The organism is Rhizobium sp. AC27/96 (genome assembly GCF_001692325.1).
GTDB lineage: Bacteria > Pseudomonadota > Alphaproteobacteria > Rhizobiales > Rhizobiaceae > Rhizobium.
In genome coordinates this window covers 104,149-130,058 of record NZ_LXKN01000014.1, presented here as the reverse complement: position 1 = coordinate 130,058, position 25,910 = coordinate 104,149, and the positions used below count along the sequence as shown (strand labels likewise).

23 protein-coding genes are annotated in these 25,910 nt (G+C 58.0%); 11 read left to right on the top strand and 12 right to left on the bottom strand.

The genetic code is table 11. The features are described from left to right. The first annotated feature begins 748 nt into the window (after positions 1-748). From A6U86_RS12205 to A6U86_RS12195, 3 genes are read left to right on the top strand one after another with little or no spacing between them, the layout of a single operon-like run. Complete coding sequence (locus tag A6U86_RS12205; RefSeq protein WP_068391187.1) at positions 749-1,063, top strand: helix-turn-helix transcriptional regulator; 315 nt, start codon at positions 749-751, stop codon at positions 1,061-1,063. Continuing rightward, on the top strand, positions 1,060-1,431 hold the full coding sequence (locus A6U86_RS12200) for an SRPBCC domain-containing protein (protein ID WP_068391185.1): 372 nt from the start codon (positions 1,060-1,062) through the stop codon (positions 1,429-1,431). Before A6U86_RS12205 ends, A6U86_RS12200 begins: the two co-directional genes overlap by 4 nt. A 45-nt stretch (positions 1,432-1,476) precedes the next feature. Further along, the gene (locus tag A6U86_RS12195) at positions 1,477-2,100 is read left to right on the top strand and encodes an ATP-dependent Clp protease proteolytic subunit (protein ID WP_068391182.1); all 624 of its coding nucleotides are present in this window, start codon (positions 1,477-1,479) and stop codon (positions 2,098-2,100) included. Positions 2,101-2,742: 642 nt separating this feature from the next. Here the strand turns inward: A6U86_RS12195 and A6U86_RS12190 are convergent. Further along, positions 2,743-3,063 carry a DUF736 family protein gene (locus A6U86_RS12190; protein ID WP_068391179.1) on the bottom strand — a complete coding sequence of 107 codons (321 nt, stop codon included), beginning with the start codon at positions 3,061-3,063 and terminating at the stop codon, positions 2,743-2,745. Between the two features lie 679 nt (positions 3,064-3,742). Between A6U86_RS12190 and A6U86_RS12185 the strand changes: the two genes are divergently transcribed. Then, positions 3,743-4,720, top strand: coding sequence for an antitoxin Xre/MbcA/ParS toxin-binding domain-containing protein (locus A6U86_RS12185; RefSeq protein ID WP_244509892.1), 978 nt, complete (start codon positions 3,743-3,745; stop codon positions 4,718-4,720). A gap of 209 nt (positions 4,721-4,929) precedes the next feature. Here the strand turns inward: A6U86_RS12185 and A6U86_RS12180 are convergent, their stop codons facing one another. The 11 genes from A6U86_RS12180 to A6U86_RS12130 form a co-directional block, all read right to left on the bottom strand. Next, positions 4,930-5,778: a DUF932 domain-containing protein gene (locus A6U86_RS12180; RefSeq protein WP_068391172.1), complete on the bottom strand. Its 849-nt coding sequence runs from the start codon at positions 5,776-5,778 to the stop codon at positions 4,930-4,932. 471 nt (positions 5,779-6,249) lie between these two features. Next, entirely contained in the window at positions 6,250-6,504 is a 255-nt protein-coding gene (locus tag A6U86_RS12175) for a LuxR family transcriptional regulator (protein WP_244509890.1), read from the bottom strand. Between the two features lie 158 nt (positions 6,505-6,662). Further along, positions 6,663-7,328, bottom strand: a complete 666-nt coding sequence (locus A6U86_RS12170) for an HAD-IA family hydrolase (protein ID WP_068391169.1) — start codon at positions 7,326-7,328, stop codon at positions 6,663-6,665. A gap of 114 nt (positions 7,329-7,442) precedes the next feature. Beyond that, on the bottom strand, positions 7,443-9,962 hold the full coding sequence (locus A6U86_RS12165) for a methyl-accepting chemotaxis protein (RefSeq protein WP_068391166.1): 2,520 nt from the start codon (positions 9,960-9,962) through the stop codon (positions 7,443-7,445). A 197-nt stretch (positions 9,963-10,159) separates the two neighbouring features. After that, entirely contained in the window at positions 10,160-11,224 is a 1,065-nt protein-coding gene (fba, locus tag A6U86_RS12160; RefSeq protein WP_068391163.1) for a class II fructose-bisphosphate aldolase, read from the bottom strand. Positions 11,225-11,305: 81 nt separating this feature from the next. Beyond that, a complete protein-coding gene (lpdA, locus tag A6U86_RS12155; RefSeq protein ID WP_068391160.1) occupies positions 11,306-12,745 on the bottom strand; it encodes a dihydrolipoyl dehydrogenase in 1,440 nt (479 codons plus the stop codon). Positions 12,746-12,822: 77 nt separating this feature from the next. After that, entirely contained in the window at positions 12,823-14,109 is a 1,287-nt protein-coding gene (locus A6U86_RS12150) for a pyruvate dehydrogenase complex dihydrolipoamide acetyltransferase (protein ID WP_068391157.1), read from the bottom strand. A 1-nt stretch (position 14,110) separates the two neighbouring features. Then, positions 14,111-15,109 carry an alpha-ketoacid dehydrogenase subunit beta gene (locus A6U86_RS12145; RefSeq protein WP_068391154.1) on the bottom strand — a complete coding sequence of 333 codons (999 nt, stop codon included), beginning with the start codon at positions 15,107-15,109 and terminating at the stop codon, positions 14,111-14,113. Then, positions 15,110-16,141: a thiamine pyrophosphate-dependent dehydrogenase E1 component subunit alpha gene (locus A6U86_RS12140; protein WP_068391151.1), complete on the bottom strand. Its 1,032-nt coding sequence runs from the start codon at positions 16,139-16,141 to the stop codon at positions 15,110-15,112. Next, on the bottom strand, positions 16,142-17,467 hold the full coding sequence (locus tag A6U86_RS12135) for an NAD(P)H-dependent oxidoreductase (protein WP_068391148.1): 1,326 nt from the start codon (positions 17,465-17,467) through the stop codon (positions 16,142-16,144). A gap of 312 nt (positions 17,468-17,779) precedes the next feature. Continuing rightward, a complete protein-coding gene (locus tag A6U86_RS12130; RefSeq protein WP_068391144.1) occupies positions 17,780-18,769 on the bottom strand; it encodes a sugar-binding transcriptional regulator in 990 nt (329 codons plus the stop codon). A gap of 389 nt (positions 18,770-19,158) precedes the next feature. Here A6U86_RS12130 and A6U86_RS12125 point away from each other — a divergent pair, with 389 nt between their 5' ends. Genes A6U86_RS12125 through A6U86_RS12095 form a run of 7 tightly spaced genes read left to right on the top strand, consistent with a single transcriptional unit; the run spans position 19,159 to position 25,869 of the window. After that, on the top strand, positions 19,159-20,715 hold the full coding sequence (locus A6U86_RS12125) for an ABC transporter substrate-binding protein (RefSeq protein WP_068391204.1): 1,557 nt from the start codon (positions 19,159-19,161) through the stop codon (positions 20,713-20,715). Between the two features lie 4 nt (positions 20,716-20,719). Beyond that, positions 20,720-21,667, top strand: a complete 948-nt coding sequence (locus A6U86_RS12120) for a carbohydrate ABC transporter permease (protein ID WP_068391136.1) — start codon at positions 20,720-20,722, stop codon at positions 21,665-21,667. 1 nt (position 21,668) lies between these two features. Beyond that, on the top strand, positions 21,669-22,511 hold the full coding sequence (locus A6U86_RS12115) for a carbohydrate ABC transporter permease (RefSeq protein ID WP_068391134.1): 843 nt from the start codon (positions 21,669-21,671) through the stop codon (positions 22,509-22,511). 4 nt (positions 22,512-22,515) lie between these two features. Then, on the top strand, positions 22,516-23,559 hold the full coding sequence (locus tag A6U86_RS12110) for an ABC transporter ATP-binding protein (protein ID WP_068391132.1): 1,044 nt from the start codon (positions 22,516-22,518) through the stop codon (positions 23,557-23,559). Beyond that, entirely contained in the window at positions 23,559-24,551 is a 993-nt protein-coding gene (locus tag A6U86_RS12105; RefSeq protein WP_068391130.1) for a carbohydrate kinase family protein, read from the top strand. The genes A6U86_RS12110 and A6U86_RS12105 overlap by 1 nt, the downstream gene beginning before the upstream one ends. Positions 24,552-24,557: 6 nt before the next feature. Continuing rightward, positions 24,558-25,250, top strand: coding sequence for a hypothetical protein (locus tag A6U86_RS12100; RefSeq protein WP_068391128.1), 693 nt, complete (start codon positions 24,558-24,560; stop codon positions 25,248-25,250). Beyond that, entirely contained in the window at positions 25,243-25,869 is a 627-nt protein-coding gene (locus tag A6U86_RS12095; protein ID WP_068391126.1) for a hypothetical protein, read from the top strand. The genes A6U86_RS12100 and A6U86_RS12095 overlap by 8 nt, the downstream gene beginning before the upstream one ends. Positions 25,870-25,910 lie beyond the last annotated feature (41 nt).

Here is a 25,910-nt window from a genome sequence, read left to right as displayed (position 1 = left end):
GAAGGGAAAGCCCCTTTCGGGCGAAGCCTCCCCGGTCTGTCCGGGGGAATGGCCTCTGACATTCCCCCGGACAGAGGGGGGAGGGCGAAAGCCCGCCCCGCGGCGGCGGTCGGGTGGGTCAAGGGGGCGTGGCGGGCAAAAAACGGAAGGTTTCGCCGCAGGTGGAAAGCCGTTTTTTTCCCGGCGCGACAAGCGGCTTTGCCGCGCCTGCCCCTTGATCCGGACGGCCGGCGATGTCATGGGGCGAGTACAAACAGACCCGGCCCGGCACGGGCCTCATGATCGGGTGCGGGGCGCCCGATGGACAAGCGATCGTCACCGGGATCGGCGGAGACGGGCGCAGGCCGGCTCCGTGCCATCGGCATAGAGCGCGCTCCGCTCGCACCGAGCGGATGGCCCGAACAGTGCGAACATTCTTTGAGACACAGGCCGTGGTCCACGGCGGTCGTTTCCCACGAGGCTCTGGAAAACCCTACGGCGCTATATGGGAGCGCGGGTTTCCTCCGCCTGCTACGCTCGCCTGCGGCGCGCTCCGGCCGCGGCTGCGCTGCAGCTGGAAACGACATGGACAGCGCTGCGCGCAGACTTTGCCCGCCGATCGCGCCGGCGCGACGTGAGACGACCGGCCCCGCCATGATCAGCACCGCAAACAGGGCGCTCGGAACTCGAGGCAATCCGGCCACCACAAAATTTCGGTCCGGTTTCAGGTAGGCTTGCAAATCGCATAAGTGTGTGCTTATGTATTTTCATGATCGAACACGATATTTTCCGCGCTATGGCGGATCCCACCCGCCGCACGATATTCGAAAAGCTGGCCAACGGCAGCATGAATGCCAGCACCCTGCGCCAGGGCATGGATATCAGCCAGCCGGCGATGTCCCAGCATCTCGCCGTATTGCGAGCGGCAAAGCTGGTGCGCGAGCAAAAGGAGGGCCGCTTCGTGAACTATGAAGTAGATCCGGACGGGCTGGCCCTTATCGCACAGTGGTTGGCGAAATACCGCGCTTACTGGCCCGCGCGAATCGATGCTCTCAAGCTCTTGCTGAAGGACATGGATCAATGAAGGACGTTAAGACCGAGATGCAGCCGACGATGCAGGAAAGCGCTTTCGAGCAAAGATACGAACTGGACGCGTCGCCGGATAAGGTCTGGCGGGCGATCAGTATCGCAGAATTCCGGGAGAGGTGGTTACCGAGTGAGGCGCTTGCCAATCCGCAGTCGCTCTCCGAAACGCCCGGCAAGGAAATCCGCTACAAAATGCGCGACGACCGCCCACCCCATCTCGAAAGCACCGTCACCTTCACGATCGCGCCGAACAGCTCGGGCGGAACCAGCCTCCGGATCGTCCACGAGCTGACCGGCACAACCTTCGAGCGGCTGACGAAGACAGTCGCCAACGGTAACAGCCCGCCCCTCATGCTCGCCGCCTGACGCGGCAAGCCTTCCCTAAAAATCTCGAATGATTGGAGTTCGCCTATGCGCGAAGCGATGCAACTCGTCCCTATGGTCGTCGAACAATCCAGCAGGGGAGAGCGGTCTTTCGACATCTATTCCCGCCTGCTTCGTGAGAGGATCATCTTCCTCAATGGGGAGGTCAACGACACGGTCTCGGCCCTTGTCTGCGCACAGTTGCTTTTTCTGGAAGCAGAAAATCCAAAAAGGCCGATCAATCTCTATATCAATTCACCAGGCGGCGTCGTGACCAGCGGCCTCGCGATGTATGATACGATGCGTTATATTCACGCCCCGGTGCATACGCTCTGCATGGGAACCGCCCGCTCGATGGGCTCGTTCCTCTTGATGTCCGGCCAGCCGGGCGAACGCACTGCGCTTCCCAATGCCAGCATCCATATTCACCAGCCGTTGGGTGGTTTCCAAGGACAGGCTTCGGACATGCTGATCCATGCCGAGGAAATGCGGAAGACCAAGCATCGCATGACACGGCTCTACGCCGAGCATTGCGGCCGCACCTACGAAGAATTCGAGTGCGCGATGGATCGCGACCGATTCATGACGGCGGAAGAGGCATTGGAATGGGGCCTTATCGACCGCATTCTGAAGGTTCGGGAAGTTGCCGCTCACCACATCGGCGCGACGTGAAACGAGCCCGGCGCAAGCCGGAAACAATGAAGAGTATCGGAGAAATCAGCATAGCGCCGCCCGTGAGGGCGGGATTTCGGGAATTCTCGTCGCGCGGGAGCGGGAAGGAGGGCAGCCGCAGGAGGCTCAGCATAGCGACCCGAAGGGAGAGCCGGGACCGACTGCCCCCGCTCGCTGCGCTCCGCTTAGACCGGGGCCAGGTGCTGGCATAGAGGATGGCCGATCGGCACGGGCGGTGGCCCGACATGATTTCGAAGAAGTCACATCGAAGGGAAAACGACCCGTTTCCCACGAGGCTCCGGAAAACCCTACGGCGCTATTGGGGAGCGCGGGTTTCCTCCGCCTGCTCCGCTCGCCTGCGGCTCGCTGCGGCCGCGGCCGCGCCGTCCCCACGGCGCTGCGGCTGGAAAACGGGCTTTTTCATCGGGGAAAGTTCAATTCGGCAGAACATCAAGATGGCTGCTATCAGCACTATTTCTTTCGGGCGGGCAGGGAAGCACGAGGGGAGGGGTTCAGGGCTCCTCTCGTACCGCAGCGCGCCCGCTCGATGCGGGCGCCGGCGGTCACAGGCGCTGCCGCCTCAATGGTGCTGCGCCGAAGGGGAACGTCCCCTTCGGGCAGCCGGTACTGTCGATCGCGCGATCAATCCCACGGAATGACGGCCATCAAGTCCTCGTCGTCCTGACCGGGATAGCGGCCGAGATTGGCATTGAGCCTGCCGTGACCTGTGCTGACCGAGAGGCTGAAGTAATCGCCGCCATTCTGGTTCTTCTTCTTCCAGATGCCGCCGAGTTCAACACGCCGTCCGCGTGGGGACTTCGCGGAGATGCGGAAGACCGGAGCATCCTTGTTGGTGCTGCTGAAGGGTTCGCCGGTGATGTCGATGTCGTAAGCGATGGAGGCGATGTTGCCGCTGATGGTGCCGTCTTCGTTGAAGCGGATGAAGTTTGCGAGTTCGGTCATTGTCTGTCTCCTAGATTTGTCGTTTCCCGAAGAGAAAGCCCCTTTCGGGCGAAGCCTCCCCGGTCTTTCCGGGGGAATGGCCTCTGACATTCCCCCGGACAGAGGGGGGAGGGCGAAAGCCCGCCCCACGGCGGCGGTCGGGCGGGTCAAGGGGTCGTGGCGGGCAAAAAACGGAAGGTTCCGCCGCAGGTGGAAAGCCGTTTTTTTCCCGGCGCGACAAGCGGCTTTGCCGCGCCTGCCCCTTGATCCGGCCGGCCGGCGATGTCATGGGGCGAGAACAAACAGACCCGGCCCGGTACGGGCCTCATGATCGGGTGCGCGGCACCCGACTGGACAAGCGATCGTCACCGGGATCGGCGGTGACGGGCGCAGGCCGGCTCCGTGCCCTCGGCATAGAGCGCGGCCACCGGAACGGACGGTGGCGTTCTCCTGATTCAGTGCCCGCGGAGGGCCGTGTCATTCCGTTGCAGATTTGCCGAAGAATGCCTATTTTAGATGAAATCACGGCGAAATCGCGGGTTTCAGCGCGTGGGTGGCCGTCAATATCGGTTGACTAGAGGGACACTCGACACTATGTTGAGAGCTAACAACTAACCCAGCATCCTGAGAGACATGCGCTCCGGGCGGTTGGGGGAAAAAGCCGGCGCAAGCCGGTTTTTTTATGTCTTGGGAGCAAGGAGTGCCAGCGTTACGAACAAGAGTCTACATCGACGGCTACAATCTCTATTATGGTTGCCTTCGCAAGACCGCCTTCAAATGGCTCGACGTCCTGACCTTGTTCGAAACGCAAATTCTGCCGTCGATCCTCTACCGGCCAGCGCCAGACGCCAATCCTGCAACGATGACGCTGCATCCGGACTGCGCGATCAAGTATTTCACCGCCAAGATCATCGAAAGCGCCGCCAAGGGCGAGGACTCGGTGTCTTCGCAGGCCCAGTATCACAATGCGCTGACGACGCATTGCGGTGGTCGGCTCTCTTTCGTGATGGGGAATTATTCGCTCTACAAGGCCAACCAGCATATTGTTCCAGCCGACGATCCGAAGCGCTGGCCACGCGATTGCGACAAGATCCAGGTGTGGAAGCTCGAGGAGAAGCAATCGGATGTGAATCTGGCGCTTCATCTCTACGATGACGCCCTGAGCGGCGACATCGACCAGGTGGTGCTCGTCACCAACGATACCGACCTTGTGCCGGCGCTGGAGATGTTGCAGGCGCGTTGCCCGCACATCGTCCGCGGCTTGGTGATCCCGACGCGCAAAGTTGGTGCGGGCGGGGATCTCGAACGCGAGGCGAACGTGTCGCTGGCGAAGCTGGCCCATTGGGTCAGGCGGCACATCTCCGATGATGAGCTGCGGACGTCGCGATTGCCGGATGTCGTCCCCGGGCGTCGGCGGGCCAGCGTCAAACCGCACTCATGGTATGCGAAACCGCATCACCTCGCGAGGATGCTGGAGATGGCCCGCCCGGTGCTGCGCACCGAAGGCGAAGTCCTGAAATGGGCGCGCAGAGAGAGCGCGCATCTCGGCGGCCGTCGCCCGATCGATCTGATCGAGACAGATGCCGGCGCAGTCGAGGTGTTCGACTATATCGAAGCCTATATACGCGACCAACTCGACAAGGCCGGCGATCAGGACGATTTGTCCTCGAAATCCTGAATTTCACGGGTGGGAAGGGAGCGCGAGGGATGGGGCCTCTGGGGCATCCCTCGTCCTGGACCGCACCGCTCAACGCGGGAAGGGACAGGCACGCGCGCTGGGCTGATCGGCCTCCGTAGTAGGTCACGGTTCCTTCACTTGGGTAGACTATCCGAATGCGGGCGAGGAGAGGTGGATGCGCCGCCTCAGCGGCGCATATGCTCGCCTGCTCACGCCTTCAGAGCCGCCATCCTTTCGCCGAGGATCCACAGAGCCTTGTTGAGCTTGATATCCTGATCGATGCCGTTGACGGCGCGGGACTTCACACGGCGCGGCCTGCCGAGATCGTCGCGGCCAACGCCGCGCAACCCGCCCTTGATGGCATTTTCCTGAACCACATTCCAGACTGTCCAAAGATCATTGGCACGGTCGTCGTGGCGGCGGGGAACGAGCAACTGTTGTGCTTTGATCGGCGTGGTCGCCTCACCCTCGTTGTCTCCGAAGCGCAGGACATGGGCGGCGTCCGCGAGAATGTCGGCTTCCTCATGGTTCAGCCGAAAGGTCGACCAATCCTGCGGGGCGGCAAGGGTGCGTTCGGCCTCGCCGAGAACACGATAGGTGCCTTCGATGACCTTGTGCTGCACATCGCCGGAATGGCGAACCTTGATGGCGTCGATGGTGCCGGTCTGCGTCACCAGAGAATTGAGGCAACGGACGCGGAAAAGCCCCGCCATAAGTTCGTAGGCGCTCGTCCCGTCATTGGCATTCTTGAGCAAGATTTCGCAAACGGTGTCCCCGACATTGTAGACCTTGCCGTCATCGATGCGGCGCAGGCGGATGAGGTGCTTGGTGAAATCTGCCTTGCCTTCGGTGCGGCTGCTCGACTGCTTGGCACCAACCGGCATGAAGCCTTCGTTCATAAGGCCGCGCAGCACCTCGATGGTCGGGATGGGTTTGAAGCGCTCGGACCGGCTCTCATGGGCGGTCACGGCAAAGATCGACGGCGCGAGACGGCGCATTTCGGTTTCGGTCAGGGCGCGGCCGGTGTCGAAACGGGCGGTCTGGGTGTAGATGCTCATATTCTGTCTCCTGATTTTCGCGTTTCCCGAAGAGAAAGCCCCTTTCGGGCGAAGCCTCCCCGGTCTTTCCGGGGGAATGGCCTCTGACATTCCCCCGGACAGAGGGGGGAGGGCGAAAGCCCGCCCCACGGCGGCGGGCGGGACTGTCAAGTGGCGTGGCGCGGAAGGTGGGGGATCTTCTCGGGTCCGCTTGCGGACTGGCGCGGAAGATCTTCCAGCTTCACGGGCCACTTGACCGGCCTGGCCGGCGATGTCATGGGGCGGAAATAAACATGCGGCCCGGAACAGGCCTCGATACCGGATGCCCGAGCAGCCGCTGGACAAGCGATCGTTACCGGGATCGGCGGAGACGGGCGCGGGCCGGCTCCGTGCCCTCGGCATAGAGCGCGGCCGGCCGGTACGGGCGGTGGCTCAGGGATGCGGCCACTTAGATATACGATCAATGGCCATAAGCGGTGCCAAGCTTTCCGGTCAATCGGAAAGGGTCGTTTTCTGAAGTGCCTCCGCAATCGATTTTGCGTCCAACGCGACCAGCGCACTTTGCAGGCAGCTCTCGATGTCGGCGACGCTCTTGCCCTCGAGCAAAGCGATTTCGGCGACGGTCCTGCCGCGAGAAATCCACCGAAGGCAGGTCTTTTCAAGCGGTGAAAGTATCCATTCCTTCATGGCAAAAGCCGCCTCGGTTGCGCCGTGGCCGGCGTCGCGTGTGGTATCGGACGCCAGCATTGAAAACTCGGTGAAAGCCAAGACGGCGATACCCCGAGAAAATGGCTGCCGCCGAGGCTTTTGCGACGGCAGCCAAGGTGCCCCTGGAGGAGGGCTGGGAGTCGAAACCTCAACTTCAGTATTCGTATGTTATGTTATAACACATCAGATAATCTGATTTATGGAACTGTTTTAACGGATCGCCTCGCGGAAGTGCCAAACTGTGGCTGGCATATAGAATTGATCGACAGTAGGCCTTCCGCCGAGACAACGGGAACGATGTTGGTGTAATTATCCATGGTTGGGATGTCCGGCAAATCGAGCCCGTGACCGACTGCCGTAACAAGCATCACGTCGGCACCCGCCGCGCGTCCCGCTTTGACACCAGCCTCAACATCCTCGAAAACAAGACAATTGGAAGGCGAGACCCCGAGCCGCTTTGCTCCTAAAAGAAAACATTGGGGGTCTGGTTTACCTATGGCGACATCTTCCCCGGTCACGATAACGCGAGGTATGGCTAACCCGGCTGCTTCAAGTCGCCTTTGCGCGAGCTGTTTTGAAGCAGATGTGACAATCGCCCAACGATCATCAGGAAGCGCAGCTAAGAACTCTGCGGCTCCCGCGATCGCAACGACCCCGTCAACATCCTCGATCTCGGCTTTGGTGATGTTTGCCGCTTCAGTCTCCGGGTCCAACCCGGGGAGTTCCAGCCGACGAATAGTGTCGATCGCTCTTTGCCCATGCATTGTTGGCAAGAACGCAACTGGATCCAGGCCCTGGCGTTGCGCCCACGCACCCCAAACTCGCTCGGCAGCGGCTATAGAAGTCAGAAGGGTCCCGTCCATATCAAAAAGAAAGGCTGAGAATTTCTTATTTTCATCGAGTTTCAACAGGTCAACTATCCTTATCTGATGCTGTTAGGTTTTGGGGGAGCGCAGCGAGTTTGGGTCAATCCCGGCCTAGGCAGCCTTTTCGGTGTGAACTGTTTGTGTTGCATTTAGCGCAAAGGAATCGACGAGCTCGACGAGGTCGTCGACTTGCTCCGCAAGCCGGCGAGTGGCTGCGCCGGCCTCCTCGGCCATTGCAGCGTTGAGTTGCGTCACTCTTTCCATCGTGCTCACGGCGTCGTTGACTTCGCTGAGGCTCTTTGCCTGGCTTTGGCTCGAAAGTGCCAATTGGCCGACATCACGCGAAACGTCACCAATCTTCAGCACGATATCGTCCAGGGCGTGGGCAGTTTGCTCGACAAAATCCACACCGGCGTCCACCTCGCTGGTGGAATGGTGAATAAGCGTTCCGATTTCTTTTGCCGCCAAAGCGGCACGTTGAGCAAGTTCTCTGACTTCATGCGCGACGACAGCAAACCCCTTTCCTGCTTCTCCAGCGCGGGCAGCTTCAACTCCGGCATTTAACGCCAGAAGATTTGTCTGGAATGCGATGCCATCGATGACGGTGACGATGCTCGTTATGCGATCGGATGCCTCCTTGATACGTGACATTGCACCGATGGCATTCCCGACGATAGCCAGTGAGCCATCTGCTTCCACCTTGACCCGCTGTACGATGTCAGCGGCACTTGCTGCACGCTTTGACGCTTCTCCGACAGTTATGGTGATCTCTTCGATCGCTGCGGCAGTTTGTTCGATCGAGCCTGCTTGCTGTTCATTTCTGCGAGAGAGTTCTTCGGAGGCTTCTGCAAGTAGCCGGCCATTGATGTGAATTTCGGCTGACGTCGCCCTGACGTCCAGCATGGTCGAGCTCAGACCGCTGATAGTGCTGTTGAAGTCTCGTCTGAGCGTATCCAAATCCCCAGCAAACGAGACATCGATAGTTTTCCGCAGGTCTTTGTTCGCGAGATTTTTAAGGCCGCTAGCAAGTGACGTCACCGCTAGCTCGATGTTTTTCTGGGTCAGAGCTCGTTCGCGTTCGTTTGTCTCCCGCTCCGACTCTGCCATTCGATGAAGATCTTCCGTATGCGCTTGTATGGCAATCTTCTGAGCTGCGTTCTCTTTGAACACTGCAAGTGCACGCGCCATTTCACCAATTTCATCTTTTCGTTGGTCACCTTCAATAACGATATCCAACGAACCGCCGGCCAAGCGGCGCATAATGTCAGTAATCGAGGCGATCGGCCGCTTCAGCGTGATGACGAGTGCGGTACCTGATGCCATCGCGACGAAAAATCCAAAAGCCATCGATGTTAGCGAGACTGAGTTCGCCAGCGACCGTTCGGTCGATGCCATTTGCCGTTGACTGTCCGCGAACGCGTCCATTAGTTCCCAGATCTCGTTGATCTTGTCAGTTGCGGATCGGTACTGCTCCTCGGAACCAGCTCGATTGGCTTCCAGTCCGGCGGCGCTCTCACGCAAATCATCGGCGATCGCCTTCACCGTATCGGGGATCTCGCCGAAGTAGGGATCGATCGGGACTAACTCCTTCAGCAAGCTTACCTCACCCGTATAAACGAACAGAGCTCGCTCCACTGCCTTCACGTTATCCTCAGTCGGTTCGCCCAGAATCCTGGCAAAGGTGATTTTTACGTCGCTGCTGTTGCTCACGATTGACCGGAGCTTTTTCGTCACCTTGTCGGCGTCGAGTGAACCCCCGTTCCGACCAATCAGATCGGCAGTGGCCTGATCGACGGCTGCCACGCTCTCCGCCTTCAATGTTTTCGATAAACCAGCCAGGTCGTTTGCGATAGCCGACTCCTCAGGCTGGCTCCTCGTTTCCTGAATCTCGCTTGTCTTAAGGAACGCCAACATCCGGTCGGCTATACTGGATCCGCCTGGGACACCAAATGAATTCAGAAGACGATCAGATTTTGACAGTTTACGTGCGAAATCTTCGAAGGCCGCTCGCACAGCTGTTCCTTCCGGACGAAAAGACCAGCCCTCCATCGACCGCAGTTGGATTGCGAGATTTTCGCAATCGTTCAGAATCAATTGGAGGGTCAGCGTCTCGGAAAGCCTCGATTTTCGTTTATTATCCAGCTGATTAGCTTGTGCGACGATCTTGAATGCGTGTTTGCCCAGTTCCAGCTGCAGGGAATTCAGCGCGTCGAGTTGTCGGGAAATGTTATCTGTCAGCCGCGACCGGTCCTGTCGAATCCTCCATATCTCGTTTATGTAAGAGAGGATTGCTCGTGTAGTCTCCTGGGCCTTCCGTAATTCAGCAGCATCCTGGGCGTCCGGAATTCCTTCAATCGCACGGTCGATTTCGCTGATCTGCGCCGCGGTTATGCTGGAGGCTCGCGTGAATGTCGCTTCATTGGGCTCGCGAAGAAACGCCGTAATATCGGCATAAACACCTTTGAACCCTGAGAGCAGCCGGACTACGTCATTCGAGACGTTCAGTCGCGCTTCAAGCACTCTTGTCGCATAAAGTCCCGTGATGCCGACCGCGGCGATTGTAATTAACAGCGGAAAAACCAGTATCAGGACCTTCGTCTGAATCCTGAACCGCGCGAGTATCCTGTCCATTTCGCCTCCCAAAGCATTTGCTCTCCAAGCCGAGACACTCTGGCACGAACAACTTAAGTTTACCTTTCAGTTTTACAAATTACTTTCAGTCCGTGAAAATGTTCGCTAGATCGCGTTTTAACAGCAGAAAAAGCCACGACGATGAAACTCTTTTTAGCTTGTAAAGACAGGTGTTCTAGCGGCGCGCGTGTTCGGAGTTAAGAGAAAACTGGATCGAGCGACCCGGATGCATAGCGCTTTGCCATCACCGAAACGGGAAACGGCGTAATGCGCGCCGCCATGCCGGCGGTACCGAACTGTTCGAAGCGTTCCTTGCAAAGCGTGGTGAGCGCAGTCATTGCCGGCTTCAGATATTTGCGCGGATCGAATTCGCCCGGATGTTCTTGCAGGACCCTGCGGATCTGCCCGGTCATGGCCATCCGGCCATCTGTGTCGATGTTGACCTTGCGCACGCCATTCCTGATGCCGCGCTGAATCTCTTCGACCGGCACGCCCCAGGTGGGCTTCATCTGGCCGCCATATTTGTTGATGATTTCCTGCAGCTCGAATGGAACCGACGACGACCCGTGCATCACGAGATGCGTGTTCGGCAGCTTTCGGTGAATCTCTTCGATGACATTCATTGCCAGCACCGAACCGTCGGGCTTGCGCGTGAACTTGTAGGCACCGTGCGAGGTTCCCATTGCGATCGCCAGTGCATCGACCCGTGTTTCGCGCACGAATTTCACTGCCTCGTCCGGATCTGTCAGCAACTGGTCGTGCGACAGCTTGCCTTCCGCGCCGTGCCCGTCCTCCGCCTCGCCCATACCGCTCTCGAGAGAGCCAAGCACACCAAGCTCACCTTCGACCGAAATGCCGCCTAGATGTGCCATCTCGGTCACTCGCTTGGTCACGCCGACATTGTAGTCCCAGTCGGCCGGCGTCTTCGCATCTGCTTTGAGCGAACCATCCATCATGACCGAGGTGAAGCCCGCCTGGATCGCCGTCATGCAGCTCGCCGGATCGTTGCCGTGGTCGAGATGCACGCAGGTGGGGATGTGCGGATAGATTTCGACGACCGCGTCCATCATGTGCTTGAGCATGATGTCATGAGCATGAGCGCGCGCGCCGCGTGATGCCTGGATGATGACTGGAGCATCAGCCGCATCCGCTGCCTCCATGATGGCGAGCGCCTGTTCCATATTATTGATATTAAAGGCGGGAACGCCGTAGCCTACCTCCGCTGCATGATCCAGCAACTGTCTCAGGGTTATCCTTGCCATCCGAAATCTCCCTCCCGCGGCCTTGCTAGAAAGCCGCTTATTTGTTGCGCTAAACGATGAAGCTAAATCTCGTACGGTGACTTACGCGTTCAGCACACGACCATAAGCATCGAGCACGGCTTCCTTCATTGATTCCGAAACGGTCGGATGCGGGAAGATCGTGTGCATCAGTTCTTCTTCGGTCGTCTCCAGGTTCATGGCGACGACGAAGCCCTGGATGAGCTCGGTGACTTCGGCGCCGACCATGTGGGCGCCGAGTAGCTCGCCGGTCTTCTTGTCGAAAATCACCTTGACCATGCCCTGGTCTTCGCCGAGCGCGATCGCCTTGCCGTTGGCCGCGAAGGAGAAGCGGCCGACGCGGATATCGCGGCCCAGCTCCTTGGCCTTGGCTTCGGTGAGACCGACGGAGGCGACCTGCGGATTGCAATAGGTGCAGCCCGGGACCTTGCCCTTGTCGGTGGGATGAACGTTCGGCAGACCGGCGATCTTCTCGACACAGACGACTCCCTCATGCTCGGCCTTGTGGGCCAGCATCGGCGGGCCGGCAACATCCCCGATCGCATAGATGCCGGCGACATTGGTCTTGCCGTAACCATCGGCGACGACGCAGCCGCGGTCGGTCTTGACGCCGAGCGCCTCCAAGCCGAGGTTTTCGATATTGCCCTGAACGCCGACGGCCGAAATCATCCGGTCAGCGGTGATCTGCTGGACCTTTCCGTCTGACGTCTCGACATGCGCGGTGATGCTGTCCGCACCCTTTTCGACCTTGGTCACCTTGGCGCTGGTGAAGATCTTGAGGCCGCGCTTTTCCAGCTGCTTGCGGGCGATGGCGGTGATTTCGGCATCCTCGACCGGCATGATGGTCGGCATGACTTCCACCACCGTGACGTCGACGCCCATCGAACGATAGAAGCTTGCAAATTCGATGCCGATCGCGCCGGAACCCATGACGATCAGCGACTTCGGCAGCGCATCCGGCTTCAGCGCCTCGAAATAGGTCCAGATCAGCTTGCCATCAGGCTCGATGCCGGGCAGCGCACGCGGACGGGCGCCGGTCGCGATGATGATGTGCTTGGCGGTATAGGTGCCCTCGCCCTTGACGTTTTTCGGCAGCGGATGCTGCGGTTCGACGACGGGCTTCGACGACTTGCCGACGACGATCTCGCCGGGCTTGGTGATTTTTGCCTCACCCCAGATGATGTCGATCTTGTTCTTCTTCATCAGGAAACCGACGCCGGCATTGAGACGGGCTGAGACGGCGCGCGAGCGGCCGACGACGGCCTCGGCATCCGGCTTGACCGTGCCTTCGAGAACCAGGCCGAAATCCTTGAAGTGATTGGCATGGTCGAGCACCTCGGCCGAACGCAGCAGCGCTTTGGTGGGGATGCAGCCCCAGTTCAGGCAGATGCCGCCCATATGCTCGCGCTCGACGATAGCCGTCTTGAGACCGAGCTGGCTGGCGCGGATGGCGGCGACATAGCCGCCGGGGCCGGAGCCGATGATGATGACGTCGTAGGACATCTGTTTTCCTTGAAAAGATGGGGGATCCGTCGCGACGTGTTCGCGTCGTGGCAAGATCCCCCGAGGCTGGGAGGAAACTAGATCAACATGCTCATCGGGTTTTCGATGAGCGTTCGGAATTTTCCAATCAGCTCTGCCCCAAGGGCGCCATCCACCGCACGATGATCCGTTGACAACGTCACGGTCATTACGGTCGCGCTCGACAAATCACCCTGAGCATTGACGACGGGCCTTTTCTCTCCAGAGCCAACAGCCAGGATCGTTGAATGGGGAGGATTGATGATTGCTGCGAATTCCCTCACACCGAACATGCCGAGGTTCGATATCGCGCCTGTGCCGCCTTGGTACTCGGTCGGCTTCAATTTCCCTAACCTGGCGCGTGCAGCCAAGTCCTTCATCTCGTTGGAAATCGTCGAAAGCGTCTTGGATTCCGCGCTTCGGATGATCGGCGTTATCAGCCCGCCTGCCACGGAAACGGCAACTCCAACATCAACGGCATGATGGCGCAGGAGGTTCTCTTCCGTCCAGGACACGTTCGCGTCCGGCGTTGATCCCAGAGCCAGCGCGTAAGCCTTGATGACCATGTCATTGACCGACAACTTATAGTTTGGCGTGCCATCCGTCACTGGCGCCGAAGCGTTTAGCTCGGCCCGCAGCTTGAGAAGGGCATCGATATGGCAATCAACCGAGAGGTAGAAATGCGGAACGGTCGTCTTCGCTTCCAGCAATCGCCGAGCGATCGTCCTTCGCATGGGTGTATGAGCCTGCAGATCGAACGTGCCTTCGGCGAACAGCTTCAAAGTGCTGTCAGAAGAAACTTGTTGGCCAATATTTTCAGCGCCGGCAGGCGCGGACTGAGCGACGGTCGCCTCGGCGATGCGAGCCTTCGAAACATCAGCGCTCACGATCCTTCCGTGCGGGCCGGTCCCAGCCACGCATCCCAAATCGATGCCGCCTTCCCGCGCCAGACGCCGCGCCAAGGGGGTAGCTCTGAGTGGGCTTCCGGCATCCGCTGATGTATTATGGTTATGAGTGCTGATTGGGTGGGCGGCGGTCGCGTCGGAATCCTCCGCCGTTGCGGGAGGGGACGGAGCAGTGGGCTGAGTGGCGGCCTGATATTCCTCGCCCTCCTCGTAAACCCAAGCGACGGCCGACCCCACGGCGATATCGACGCCTTCTTCACCGGTGACGTTTCGGAGAATGCCCGCAGCGGGGGAATCTATTTCCATCGCCGCCTTGTCGGTTTCGATCTCGAACAGGACATCGCCCTTACCGACGCGGTCACCTTCCTTGAAAAACCACTTCGAAATCTTGCCGGTCGCCATATCCATGTCGACCTTCGGGAGGATGATTTCCGTTGCCATACTATCGCGCTCCTCTCGCGAGATCCCGCGCGGCATTGAAAATGTCTGGGACTTGCGGAACAGCAGCCTTTTCGAGCTCCGGATTGTACGGTATCGGCGTTTCGGAGCCGCCAAGCCGGACGATCGGTGCATCCAGATAATCGAACGCGTCGCTTTCGGCGATCATGGCGCTTATTTCTGCTCCGACGCCGAGCGTCTTGACGCCCTCATAGACACAAAGAAGCCTAGTCGTCTTCTTCACGCTTGCAATTACGGTCGCCCTGTCGATCGGCCGTACCGAACGAAGATCGATCACTTCGACATCAATGCCTTCGTCAGCCAGCTGAGCAGCTGCATCGAGTGCTTTATGAACCATGATTGATGTCGCGACGATGCTTAGATCTTTGCCCTGTCGACGTATTTCCGCCTTGTCGAGAGGGACCGTGTAGTGACCTTCAGGAACTGGTCCCTTCATCTTGTACAGGAGCTTGTGCTCGAAGATCATGACCGGGTCGGGATCGGCGACAGCGGCCAGCAGCATGCCTTTAACGTCGTGTGGTGTCGCGGGCTGAATGACTTTCAAGCCGGGCACATGTCCCAACCACGCCTCCAGGCTTTGGCTATGCTGGGCGGCCGCCCCGGTGCCAGAACCGGCCGGAAATCGCATAACAACCGGCACTGACACTTCGCCACCAAGCATATAGCGCATCTTTGCAGCCTGATTGACGATTTGCTCCATTGCCAGCGCCGCGAAATCAGAGAACTGAAACTCGAAAATCGGTCTCAATCCGGTCATCGCGGCACCAACCGCGACTCCCGCGCCGCCTAGCTCGGAAATCGGGGTGTCCATCACCCGATCAGGGCCGAACCTGTCGATGAGATCGCCGGTTACCTGAAACGCGCCACCGTAAACGCCGATATCTTCGCCCATCAGAATGACGCGCTCATCCGCCTCCATCGCGATCGCCATGGCTTCTTGGATGGCTTGGGAGTAGCTGAGTTCTCGAACACCGGTGTCCATTTATGCCTGCTCCGTATAAACATTTTCAGCCAACTCAGCGACGTTAGGCGCCGGGCTTGCCTTTGCGAATTCGATACCTGCCGCGATCTCATCGCGAACGGATTGACGGATTGCCGCCAGCTCTGCATCATTTGCGACACCGAACTCCCGGAGCTGGGCTTCAAACCGGACGATAGGATCTCGATTGCTCATCCAGTCATCGATTTCGTCTTTCGTGCGGTAGCGGTTTCGGTCGCTCTTGGAGTGGCCGCGATAACGATAGGTCTTGCATTCGATGAGGGATGGCCCCTCGCCGCGCTTCGCACGTTCCACGGCATTGTGAGTGGCTTCGGCCACCTCGGAGAGCACGTTGCCGTCGACGATGACGCCCGGCATGCTGTAAGCGCCGGCCCGATCGGCGATGTTGGCAACGGCCGTCGAGCGCGCGGTCGAGGTCGACATCCCGTAGCCGTTGTTTTCGCAGACGAAGATAACGGGCAGCTTCCAAACGGCAGCCATGTTCAAGGCTTCGTGGAAAGCGCCTTCGTTGTTGGCGCCGTCACCAAAGAAGCACACGACCACTTTTCCGGTCTTGAGCCGCTTGGATGTCAGAGCGGCGCCAACAGCAATGGGCAAGCCACCCCCGACGATTCCGTTCGCCCCCAGATTGCCGGTCGTGACATCTGCAATATGCATGGAACCGCCGCGGCCGGCGCAATAGCCGGTCGTTTTTCCGAAGAACTCAGCAAACATGCGTTTGACATCAGCGCCCTTGGCGATGCAGTGCCCGTGGCCGCGATGGGTCGAGGTGATCTGATCCTGTTGCGTCAGCGGGAGGCAAACGCCCATGGCGCTTGCTTCCTGGCCGATCGACAGATGCATCGTCCCATGGATGAGGCCGCGTGTGTAGCTTTCCTCAGCGCCTTCTTCGAACTGCCGTATGAGGTGCATCTTCCGAAGAGCGTCCAGCAACTGCTCGCGCGTATATTGTCGGTATATAAAGGGAAGATTGCTGGCCTCGGCGCTCTTCATTGCTCTTGCTGAATTCGCCATTTATGCCTCCCTGCCGTAAACAAGAGCGTCCTGCCGGGCGCGCAAGGCGGCAAGACGAGAGCCTTCCGCGACCGATGCATTGCTGTAGGTAATCAACTCGCCCTTCTTAATCGGCGCAGTGACCTTGCCTCCTTGCAGCATGCCGCAGGGAATTGCAGAGGCGCTTCGAGCTTCAGGCGCAGTCATGATCCACGCGCGGTAGCAGTACTCGCCGATTGCATCGAGCTTGTCGCCAGGCTTGAGGTCCTTCTTGGCCACCGCACATACCTCCGCTACAGGGGTAGACAGAGGGACCATGTCCGGCTTCCCGTAAAGAACGACACGGGCACAGGTGAGCGGTACTTCCAATGACGTCAAATGATACGGCCGGTGAAAGGTGAAGTAAGGCCCCTTCCCCATCTTCAGATCTTCCATCCGCTCCGAGATTCGCGGATGGGACATGTCGGCAACAACGAACACGCCGGGGGCAACGCCCTTTCCGATCGAATAATCGACGACCCCTGATCTCGTCAGCACACCGCCGTCTTTTTCCGGCACAAGTACTGATGACAGCTGGTCGAGCGTGGCGGCCGGCCCGTGCATGCCTGGCTTATCCGGCACAAGACCTGTTGCGTTTGCAATGGCGGCCATTTCCACCATCGTTTTCGAACCGTCCACGAATTCCACCAGCATGCGTACATTCATGTTTCGGCGTGCCGCTTCCTCGGCGTACTGATCCGGGACAGCGTCGATATTTAACGGGTTGTTTTTGCCTTTGCCCGCTGCGACGATTGGGTGACCCATCGCTGAAACGAACTCGATCAATTCAATGCAGGAGGACGGCTCGTCTCCCGCGCCTAGAGAGTAGGTAACTCCAAGCCGCTCGGCCTCGCTTTTGAGATATGCGCCAATCGTGACGTCCGCCTCGACGTTCATCATCACGAGGTGCTTGCCATGCTCCATGGCCGCCAGGCCGATTTCCGCGCCCACGGCCGGAACGCCAGTGGCATCGATCACAACATCAATCAGTCCGCTATTGAGGATATTGCTGGAATCGGCCGTGATGGCGATCTTCCCGCCCTCAATCACAGAATTAAGCTGATCCGCCGTGCCCGCTTCGCGATGATGGCCATCAGACCGATAGGCGATATCGACGGCTTCGCGAGCACGGGCGACGTTGAGATCGCAAATTGCCCCGATTTCAATCCCGGGCATATGGGCAACTCGGGTCACAATATCTGTGCCCATTTCCCCACTGCCGATTAGACCAATACGAATAGGCTTTCCCTCGGTCTCACGACGCACGAGGTCACGTGCGAGCCCGGTTGGCGCAACGTTGATGGGCATTCCATTCCTCCCAAATTCATCCGGGATGATTGGTAATGTACATTTGTTATTCAGTCAACATGTATGTTCTGTTTTGATCCGGTGTTCCCATGAATTTGCGCGTTTTTATCGCGTCCGGCGAACATTTATCGCCGGATTAAACATTACGCAGACTATTGATAGAGGGCTTAGTCGCCAGCAAAAGCTGGTCGCCCCATGGTCGCCATTTGGCTTGAGAAATAAGGCAATGCCAGGGTGCCTACGCCGCCGCGCGGCGTAAGGGGCCGGACGAAAGGCGCGGGGCTGGGCCAGTTATTAATGCACCGACCAAAACTAGCGTGTAGCGCTAGGCGCGTCAGCCGTTGAACCGAGTAACGCGCCGGCGGTCTGTTCGTCGGTCACAAAAGTGGTCGGCTTGATCGTAATGAGAGACGCGCGAAGCGCCTCCAGCTTTTCCGGTCCTCCCGAGATCAGGATACGCTCAGGGGTGCGCCGCAGTCGCTCGAGATTCACTGAGATAACCCGAGCGTTGACCTCGTGGTCAATGACATTCCCGTCTTTGTCAATGAAGTTGTACAGAACGTCTCCGACCGCACCGGCGTCTATCAAAGAGCGGCGATCCGCTTCACTGAGATATCCGGTTCGATAACTTGTGGTCAGAGCAGAAATGCCCCCGACCGAGAGAAGCGCGACGTCGAGCTTATCCGCCATCTCAAAGATGGCGGCAAGGCCGCACCTTTCCAGCAACGCATGCTTTGTCTCTGGGCTGTCAACCACAGCTGGCGCCGTAACGAGGAAGCCCTCGCCCTTAAACAGCTCTGCGAACTGCCAGGCAAACTCAGCGGGATTGAAGCGACGGGCAGCAGAAATGCCGCCGAGCAGGGAGACGACGCGGAAGTCATCAAGAGCGGCGCCGGCAATAAATGGCAATGTGTTGTACAGAGTGCGCCCCCAACCCACGCCGACGATCATGCCGGAATGCATCATGCCCGTGATTAGCGTTCCGGCTGCCGCCGCAATCACCTTCGTCGGATCACCCTCAGCATCAGCGAAGGGCGCGACAATCACCTGCTTTATTCCAAAGGTAGTCTCCAGCTCTCTTTCAAGAGCGATCATATCAGAAAGCGCCGAAGATATCGTGACCCGGACCTCGTTGCGGCGACGAGCTTCCGCAAGAAGCCTGACGACCATGACGCGGTTGATGCCCAGCTGAGCAGCAATGTCGTTCTGCGTGTAATTCTCAATATGATAGAGCCACGCCACTCGCGCCCGCAGCCTTTCAGACTCGCTTTGGACGATGGCAAGTGGAGACGTGGTCTGCATTTAGCTTCCTTCCGGATCTATGAACTTGGTGCGGATAGCGCGATGCCGGATCCAACCTTTTCCACGACGGACCGCCACGCGCCGAGTTGTGAGTTTGTTGTCCTGTACAAGATTTATCACGCACTGGATAGATCGGCTTCAATCGCTCTCCGGACGAGCGCTGCAGTGCACAAAGGTATTTTAAATGTAGACGATGTTCTACATTCGCGAGAAACATCAGCCAAAAAAATGGTTGACAGTCGCCAAATATGAACACAATGTATTTTTTAGTAGCAATTGTTCTCGCCTTCCGGCAGGGCAAGGGCTAATGGAGCGGAGTGGAGGCCGCGCCAAACCTACTTGCCTCCATTGGCATTCAACTGATTTATTCGGACTGGGAGGAGTACAACATGACAGTTTTAAGTTCGGGCGTATCGCGCCGCGGATTTCTGAGACATACCGCAGCTTTCGGGCTCGCCGCAGGCGCAGCCTCAGCGCTCAAGCTGCCCGCGTTTGCGCAATCGGGTCTACCTGATGTCCAATCCGTTTTGGACAAAATTTCCGTTAAAGACTATGTCCGCGAGGACTACCGCAAGCTCTACAAAATGTCTGATGATCCGCTGTGGAATCCGGCGAAGGACTGGATTCGCACGGTAGACTGGGAAAAGATTCGCTCGGAGCAGACCGGAAAGACAGTCCGATTTGCCGTGGGCGCCGCTGACCAAGAGTCTGCGGCCGAGGGACTTAAACCCTTTGAACAGCTGTCGGGCATCAAGGTCGAACTTGTTCCAATCCCCGACGACAGCTTCTATGACAAGGCGGTTTCGGAATTCATATCCGGCAACGCGTCCTTCGATGCCTTGCAGTTCTTCTCGCCCTGGCTCGGCGACTTTGCAGGCCCTGGCTTCCTTGCCGATCTCAGCGAGTATGCGGAAAAGTGGAAGCTGCCGCTCGACGATTTCTATGACACTTATCGTCTGAACTACGGCTATGTCGGCGGTAAGCTCGTCGGTATCCCGTTCGACTGCGACGTCCAGATGGTGCATCTGCGCAAGTCGATCATGGAGAAGATTCTCGGCGGACCGATTGATCGAGCTCAATCGGTGCCGACTTATGAAGAACTCATTCGTATCACTGGTGAGGCCAACAAGCTCGGTGGCGGCGTAGCCGGCGTCGGCTTGATGGCAGCCCGTGGTTTCTGGGCAACTTACACCTGGGAACATATCGCGGCACAAGCCGGCCTTTCACTGTTCGACAGCCAATGGAATCCGCAACTCACCAGTGATGCCGGAATGAAGGCCATGGATATCATCATGGCTCTTCAGAAAAATGCCATCGAAGGTGTTTCCGGTGCAGGGTGGGGTGAAAACCGCGCCGCTTGGCTTGGTGGCCAGGTCGCAGCAAACATCAGTTGGCAGGACAGCGGCACGCAAGCCATGCGGCCTGATCAGTCGAAGATCGTCGACGATTTCGTGACGATCTACGAACCGCGAATCTCGGGGGGTGTATTCGCCCCGCCGAACATTGCCGGGTCGACTTCCTGCGTTGCAGCCACGTCGCAAAACCCCGAGGGCGCGTTCCTTATGCTCGCCTTCCTCACGACTTCGTCTATCATGGCGATGAACGAAGCGAATGCGAACGGCGTTGCCCCAGGCTACCGCTCGGTTCTCGCAAACGAACGTCTCCGGGCGGTCAGCCAACCCATGAAGGTCTGGGCGGACAGCCTGGAGCACGCATGGTGCGCGCCCCGTATTCCTGGGATGTTCGAAATGGAGCAGGCGCTCGGCAATGAAATCAACCGGGCGGTCACCGGTCAGATTTCATCCAAGGAAGCCCTCGAGAACGGGCAAAAGGCCTGGAAGAGTATCTTGGAGAAGAATGGCTTCTCCGGTGGAAACGCTCCCATCGCTTACGCGGACGCGGAGCCAGGACTCTATGTAGGCAAAGGCAAGGCGCTGCCTTTCTAAGATCATGACCCATTCGACTCAAAGACTTGAAACGGAGGCGGCGTTTGCCGCCTCCACCGTAAAGGTACCCGCAAGACCTCGCCCCCGCTCGGCTACGGCGCGGAAGGTCTTCCCGTACCTCTTGGTTGGACCTGCTGTAGCCTACCTGCTCGCGATCACCCTGTATCCAGGTCTGTTCGCGATGTACCAAAGCCTCTTTGTCGTCAAGTTCGTGAACTGGTCTTGGGTTGGGCTCGGCAACTACACGAGGATCATCCAAGATCGCGAATTTTGGGCGGCGTTGGGAAATACCGCCATCATAGGCGGGATCTCCCTGACCCTGCAGTCCGTGATCGCGATGACCGTAGCTTTCTTCTGTTACCGCGACCCCCTTGTCCGCGGCTGGCGCATCGTTTTCCTGATGCCGATGCTCTTTATGCCCTCGGCGGTGGCATTCATCTGGAAGCTGGCGTTTAACGACGGCCGGGTAATCTCCGACATCCTCATGTCGATTGGATTGGTTTCCAACAATGTCGACTGGCTTGCGTCCGTCTGGCTCGCCAGACTTACACTGATCGTCGCGGACGTGTGGCAGTGGACGCCCTTTCTTTTCATCATCTTCGTCGGCGCTCTTCAGGGGCAGGACGAGGAAATCGAGGAAGCGGCTCGATTGGACGGGGCCAGCTGGGGTGCAATTTTTTGGAACATCTCACTGCCGATGATGAGGCCTATCATCGTCGTCGCCGTAACGTTGCGCGGCATCGACATCACAACGATGTTCACAAACGTCTACATCATGACCCAAGGCACACCAGGCGGCGCGACGGAGACGATGAGCTACTTCATCTATCGTCAGGGCTTCAGGATGTTCAATTTCGGATACGCCTCCGCGGCATCTGTGCTGATGCTGATCTTCACGATCGTAATCGCTCAAACTGTCGTTAAGCGCGCATTCAAATCTGGGAAATCATGAGATGGCTAGCATTCGAAAAAGCGGCGGTGAAAGCCTTATTCTTCGCTACATCATACTTGTCGCATGGGCGCTCGTTTGTCTCGTACCAATCATCTGGTTCCTGACGATCGGCTTCAGGCCAAGAACGGAAATCATTGTACCAAGGCCCATTTACTGGCCCACCTGGAGCTTGGACGCCTGGCGCCTGCTCGTCAGCGACTGGCCCATAGCTTCTTATCTGCGAAATTCGGTTGTTGCGGTCGCGGGCTCTGTCGTTATTGACCTGATTCTGGCGATCCCCGCAGCCTTCGCTTTGGCTCGCTATGAGTTCCGCGGTCGGGAGGACATCGGTTTTTATATCCTGTCGACGCGGATGATGGCGCCGGCCATTGTCGCAGTGCCGATCTTCTTCCTCTTCAAGAATATGGGTCTGCTGGATTCCGTCTGGGCGCTGATGCTCATTTACGCGGCCATCAATCTGAGCCTCGTCACATGGATTATTCGCAGCTACATGCTGGATATTCCAAAGGAACTGGAAGACGCTGCCCGCACTGACGGCGCGGGGGATCTAACCATTCTTTGGGAAATAATGATCCCGGCGTGCCTTCCTGGCATAATAACGGCAGCGGTGATCGCCGCCATCTTCGCAATTAACGAATTCCTCTTCACCCTCCTCATCGCATCGACCTCGAAGGCCTATACGATGTCCGTCGCTCTCGCCAATTTCACCGGCGGCTCAGACGGGGTGATCTACAACGCTATCGCACTCGTCTCGTTCCTCGCATTCGCTCCGATCCTGATCCTCGTCGTCCTGATCCAGAAGCATCTCTCGCGCGGACTCACGATGGGCGCTGTGAAAGGATAATTCCATGGCCTCGATTGAACTCAAGAACGTCGTGAAGAGCTTTGGCTCCTTCTTTGGTGTCCAAGACGTAACCCTCGATATCGCCGATGAGGAGTTTCTTGTCCTTTTGGGACCATCCGGCTGCGGCAAAACCACGACCATGCGCATGATTGCTGGTCTGGAACAACCGACAGGGGGTGAGATCCGCATCGGCGGCAACGTCATGAACGAAGTCGATGCACGAGATCGCGACGTTGCCATGGTCTTTCAGGGCTATGCCTTGTACCCGAACATGTCGATCTACGAGAACATTCGGTTTCCTCTGAGAATGAGGCGCATCCCCAGGGACAAACATGACAGCCTCGTTCGTCGCGCCGCCGACATGGTCGAGCTCGGACCTTTCCTAGAACGCAAGCCTGGCGCGCTTTCCGGTGGCCAGAGACAGCGCGCTGCGCTCGCCCGTGCCATTGTTCGTCAGCCGCAAGTCTTCCTCATGGACGAGCCGCTTTCGAACCTCGATGCAAAGCTGCGCGCCAGCATGCGCGTCCAGATCAAGCACATGCAGCGCGACCTGAAGGTAACCACGGTTTATGTGACACACGACCAGATCGAGGCAATGACGCTTGCTGATCGGATCGTCATCATGAACAAAGGGATAATCCAGCAGATCGGAACCCCCGATGAGATCTATTCGAATCCGGCGAATACCTTCGTCGCGGGATTCATCGGATCGCCCCCGATGAATTTGGTATCGGGGGTGGCGCAAGGTGGAGTCTTCTCGGCTCCTGGCGTGAAGGTCGCCTGCCCTGCCGAGCTGTCCGGTCAGGTCACGCTCGGTTTTCGGCCGGAGGATTGCGTGGTCGGCGGCGAGAATCTCCAAGGCACGGTCTACGGCGTAGAGCCGACCGGCGATATCACTTACCTGTCGGTCCGTACTCCAGAGAAGACCTTCGAAATCAAAGCCGGCCGAGATTTCCGCGCGAAGATTGATTCCAGCGTATCGATCGGATTTGATCCTGGTCGGCTCTACTATTTCGACGGTGACGGCAACAGGATCGGAGCTCAGTGATGTCGGCGACCTTTGATTTCAGTTGCGTCGGCTTTTACACTTTCGACGCTCTTTGCCGACCGGTTACGGAAATCCCGCCGGCTGGGCAGACTCTGTTCGTGGAAGACTTTACCCTGGCCGTATCCGGCGCGGCAGGTTCCGCCGCCATTGTGGCCGCCAAATACGGCCTTAAAGTGCAGGCGGTCGGCGGAGTTGGTTATGATGACATGGGCGATTGGGTCCGGATGAAGCTCCAGTCGTTCGACGTAGACACCACGATGATGCGACGCTACGAGGGCTACTCAACGTCCTGCTCAATCGTGACGACTCGACCGAACGGCCAGCGGCCGGCACTCCACAAGCGCGGTGCCACCGATGCATTCTTCGTGTCGGATTCCGAAATTGATCGCGTTCTTGACACTAAAATCCTGCATGTCGGCGGTGTCGGTCTGATGAACCGGATGGATGACTGTGGTCGTACTGCAGAAATCATGGCTGAAGCGCGTCGGCGCGGCGTCATTACGACGCTCGACGTCTTCGCTTCGACATCCGCCGATCTCCCCAAAGTCGAAGCTCTTCTGCCCTACACGGACTACTTTCTTCCCTCTGAAGAAGAAGCTCAGGCGCTTTCGGGGTTGACCCACAACAAAGATCTTGCGGATTTCCTGCTTGGCAGAGGGGCGAAATGTGTGATTCTGACGTTGGGAGCAGAGGGCGCCTACTACCATGACGAATCGGGCCTAGAGTTTCACTCGCCGGCATTTCAAGTCGATGTGAAGTGCACATGCGGGTGCGGTGACTGCTTCAATGGCGGGTTCGCGAGCGGCCTGGCAAAAGGATTGTCGCCTCAGGATGCAGTCGAACTCGGCCAAGCGTCCTCCGCGTTGAACGCCACCGGCTTGGGAAGCCAGGCTGGCGTGGCCAATTACGATGCGACTCATGCATTCATTAAGGCTACACCGAGGCGTCAATTGCAGTATGATGTAGCGGCTCTGACAGGTGCACTGAGGTAGGTTGGTATGTCGCCCGATTTCGCTCCACAAACGACGACGCGTTTGAAAGATGTACTCCGATCGCTGCGTTATACGCTCAGAAAGGGGCGTGACACAGTAAAGGAGACAGCCCCACGGCGACTCCCGGCACCGGCATCGGAGATCGCCCTTTCCGCTCTTGGCGAGATCGAAGTGTTCGCGCGCAACGTTGATCAAATCGCGTGCAAGTTAGCGCATTCAGTGGTCGACGATTCAGCAGAAATCAAAAGCTTCAGCGATGTTATTGCTTCTGCGCGGCCGCAATACGAGTTTTCGATCGCTTTCTATGAGACAACGAAGATTGTATTGGGCCGTCTCGGCGCTAGAAGAACGCTTATCAATCAAAGCGCGGCTCTAAGGGCCTTTGGCCGAATGGCTGCGTCCCATGACGTCTACCACCTTGCAGCACAATTAACGGTGCTCCTTGCGGATGAAGGCTCAATCACAATTGATCAAATAGACAACCGATCACTCGTGACACGCCCGGAGCTAATTGTCGTCGCGGTTTTCGCCGGGATGCTTTCACTATTAGCGGAACAGGATGATGCTGATAGAGAAGCGATGATCTTCGCCGCAACGGACATAGCGGTCGCCCTTCGAGAGAAGATCATGGATTCTTATCAGAAACGCGATGCGTCCGCGTTGGCCGCGCTTTTTGAACGGTGCGCCAGCCATGTTTGATTTGTCGCGATCGGTGCACAATCTACCCCGGACTAACAAGCCGCTAAGGATAGCGGTCAGGCAATTTCGTTGGTTCAAGGAAGCGTTTCATGCACACGCGGTGTTCTGCGGCGAAACAATGGCTTGCGCCTTCTCGATCGATGACGTCAAGCTCGCGGGAGCCTTTGTTCGCTGGCTTGATAGTATCGATCGTCAGAAGCCGAAGGAGAGCACGGAACGACGTGAATTTTTTGAGTTTGTGCCGTCTCTCGTACTGCGCGAGTTGGTCGCGGACATGCCCGTAAAGGCGACGCGCCCTCCTGCCAACGTTGATCCGATATCACCGGAAGCGTTCTGGCCAGAAGGATATGTCGCGACGACGTTTTGTCTGACGGTCTATGCTGCCACGATGGGTCAGGAATTTCACAGAGATGTTCATGTCAGCCAGATCGTCGATGATCTACGAAGCTGGTGGTCATTCCGGGAGAATGCCCGCGAAGATTCGGATTATGCCGCAGGCTTTTTCCAGTTGCTGCTCGGCAACGAACCCAACTGGTGGATGCCTGGTAGTTTCGGCGCTCGCACTCGTTCTGCACGCGACGAGGTACTGAACGAGACTGTTTACAATTCCGATAGGTGAAACGACGGAAGCTTTGCTTCGGTTTGAAATCAGTTGACGCC

What these genes read in the sequence shown, in the direction of transcription:
- A6U86_RS12110 (WP_068391132.1), top strand. Translation starts at nt 22,516, where the DNA reads ATGGCCTCGATTGAACTCAAGAACGTCGTGAAGAGCTTTGGCTCCTTC.
- A6U86_RS12170 (WP_068391169.1), bottom strand. Translation starts at nt 7,328, where the DNA reads ATGGACGGGACCCTTCTGACTTCTATAGCCGCTGCCGAGCGAGTTTGG.
- A6U86_RS12150 (WP_068391157.1), bottom strand. Translation starts at nt 14,109, where the DNA reads ATGGCAACGGAAATCATCCTCCCGAAGGTCGACATGGATATGGCGACC.
- fba (WP_068391163.1), bottom strand. Translation starts at nt 11,224, where the DNA reads ATGGCAAGGATAACCCTGAGACAGTTGCTGGATCATGCAGCGGAGGTA.
- A6U86_RS12145 (WP_068391154.1), bottom strand. Translation starts at nt 15,109, where the DNA reads ATGGACACCGGTGTTCGAGAACTCAGCTACTCCCAAGCCATCCAAGAA.
- A6U86_RS12165 (WP_068391166.1), bottom strand. Translation starts at nt 9,962, where the DNA reads ATGGACAGGATACTCGCGCGGTTCAGGATTCAGACGAAGGTCCTGATA.
- A6U86_RS12105 (WP_068391130.1), top strand. Translation starts at nt 23,559, where the DNA reads ATGTCGGCGACCTTTGATTTCAGTTGCGTCGGCTTTTACACTTTCGAC.
- A6U86_RS12205 (WP_068391187.1), top strand. Translation starts at nt 749, where the DNA reads ATGATCGAACACGATATTTTCCGCGCTATGGCGGATCCCACCCGCCGC.
- A6U86_RS12180 (WP_068391172.1), bottom strand. Translation starts at nt 5,778, where the DNA reads ATGAGCATCTACACCCAGACCGCCCGTTTCGACACCGGCCGCGCCCTG.
- A6U86_RS12175 (WP_244509890.1), bottom strand. Translation starts at nt 6,504, where the DNA reads ATGCTGGCGTCCGATACCACACGCGACGCCGGCCACGGCGCAACCGAG.
- A6U86_RS12200 (WP_068391185.1), top strand. Translation starts at nt 1,060, where the DNA reads ATGAAGGACGTTAAGACCGAGATGCAGCCGACGATGCAGGAAAGCGCT.
- A6U86_RS12100 (WP_068391128.1), top strand. Translation starts at nt 24,558, where the DNA reads ATGTCGCCCGATTTCGCTCCACAAACGACGACGCGTTTGAAAGATGTA.
- A6U86_RS12130 (WP_068391144.1), bottom strand. Translation starts at nt 18,769, where the DNA reads ATGCAGACCACGTCTCCACTTGCCATCGTCCAAAGCGAGTCTGAAAGG.
- A6U86_RS12125 (WP_068391204.1), top strand. Translation starts at nt 19,159, where the DNA reads ATGACAGTTTTAAGTTCGGGCGTATCGCGCCGCGGATTTCTGAGACAT.
- A6U86_RS12190 (WP_068391179.1), bottom strand. Translation starts at nt 3,063, where the DNA reads ATGACCGAACTCGCAAACTTCATCCGCTTCAACGAAGACGGCACCATC.
- A6U86_RS12095 (WP_068391126.1), top strand. Translation starts at nt 25,243, where the DNA reads ATGTTTGATTTGTCGCGATCGGTGCACAATCTACCCCGGACTAACAAG.
- A6U86_RS12195 (WP_068391182.1), top strand. Translation starts at nt 1,477, where the DNA reads ATGCGCGAAGCGATGCAACTCGTCCCTATGGTCGTCGAACAATCCAGC.
- A6U86_RS12135 (WP_068391148.1), bottom strand. Translation starts at nt 17,467, where the DNA reads ATGCCCATCAACGTTGCGCCAACCGGGCTCGCACGTGACCTCGTGCGT.
- A6U86_RS12140 (WP_068391151.1), bottom strand. Translation starts at nt 16,141, where the DNA reads ATGGCGAATTCAGCAAGAGCAATGAAGAGCGCCGAGGCCAGCAATCTT.
- A6U86_RS12120 (WP_068391136.1), top strand. Translation starts at nt 20,720, where the DNA reads ATGACCCATTCGACTCAAAGACTTGAAACGGAGGCGGCGTTTGCCGCC.
- lpdA (WP_068391160.1), bottom strand. Translation starts at nt 12,745, where the DNA reads ATGTCCTACGACGTCATCATCATCGGCTCCGGCCCCGGCGGCTATGTC.
- A6U86_RS12115 (WP_068391134.1), top strand. Translation starts at nt 21,669, where the DNA reads ATGGCTAGCATTCGAAAAAGCGGCGGTGAAAGCCTTATTCTTCGCTAC.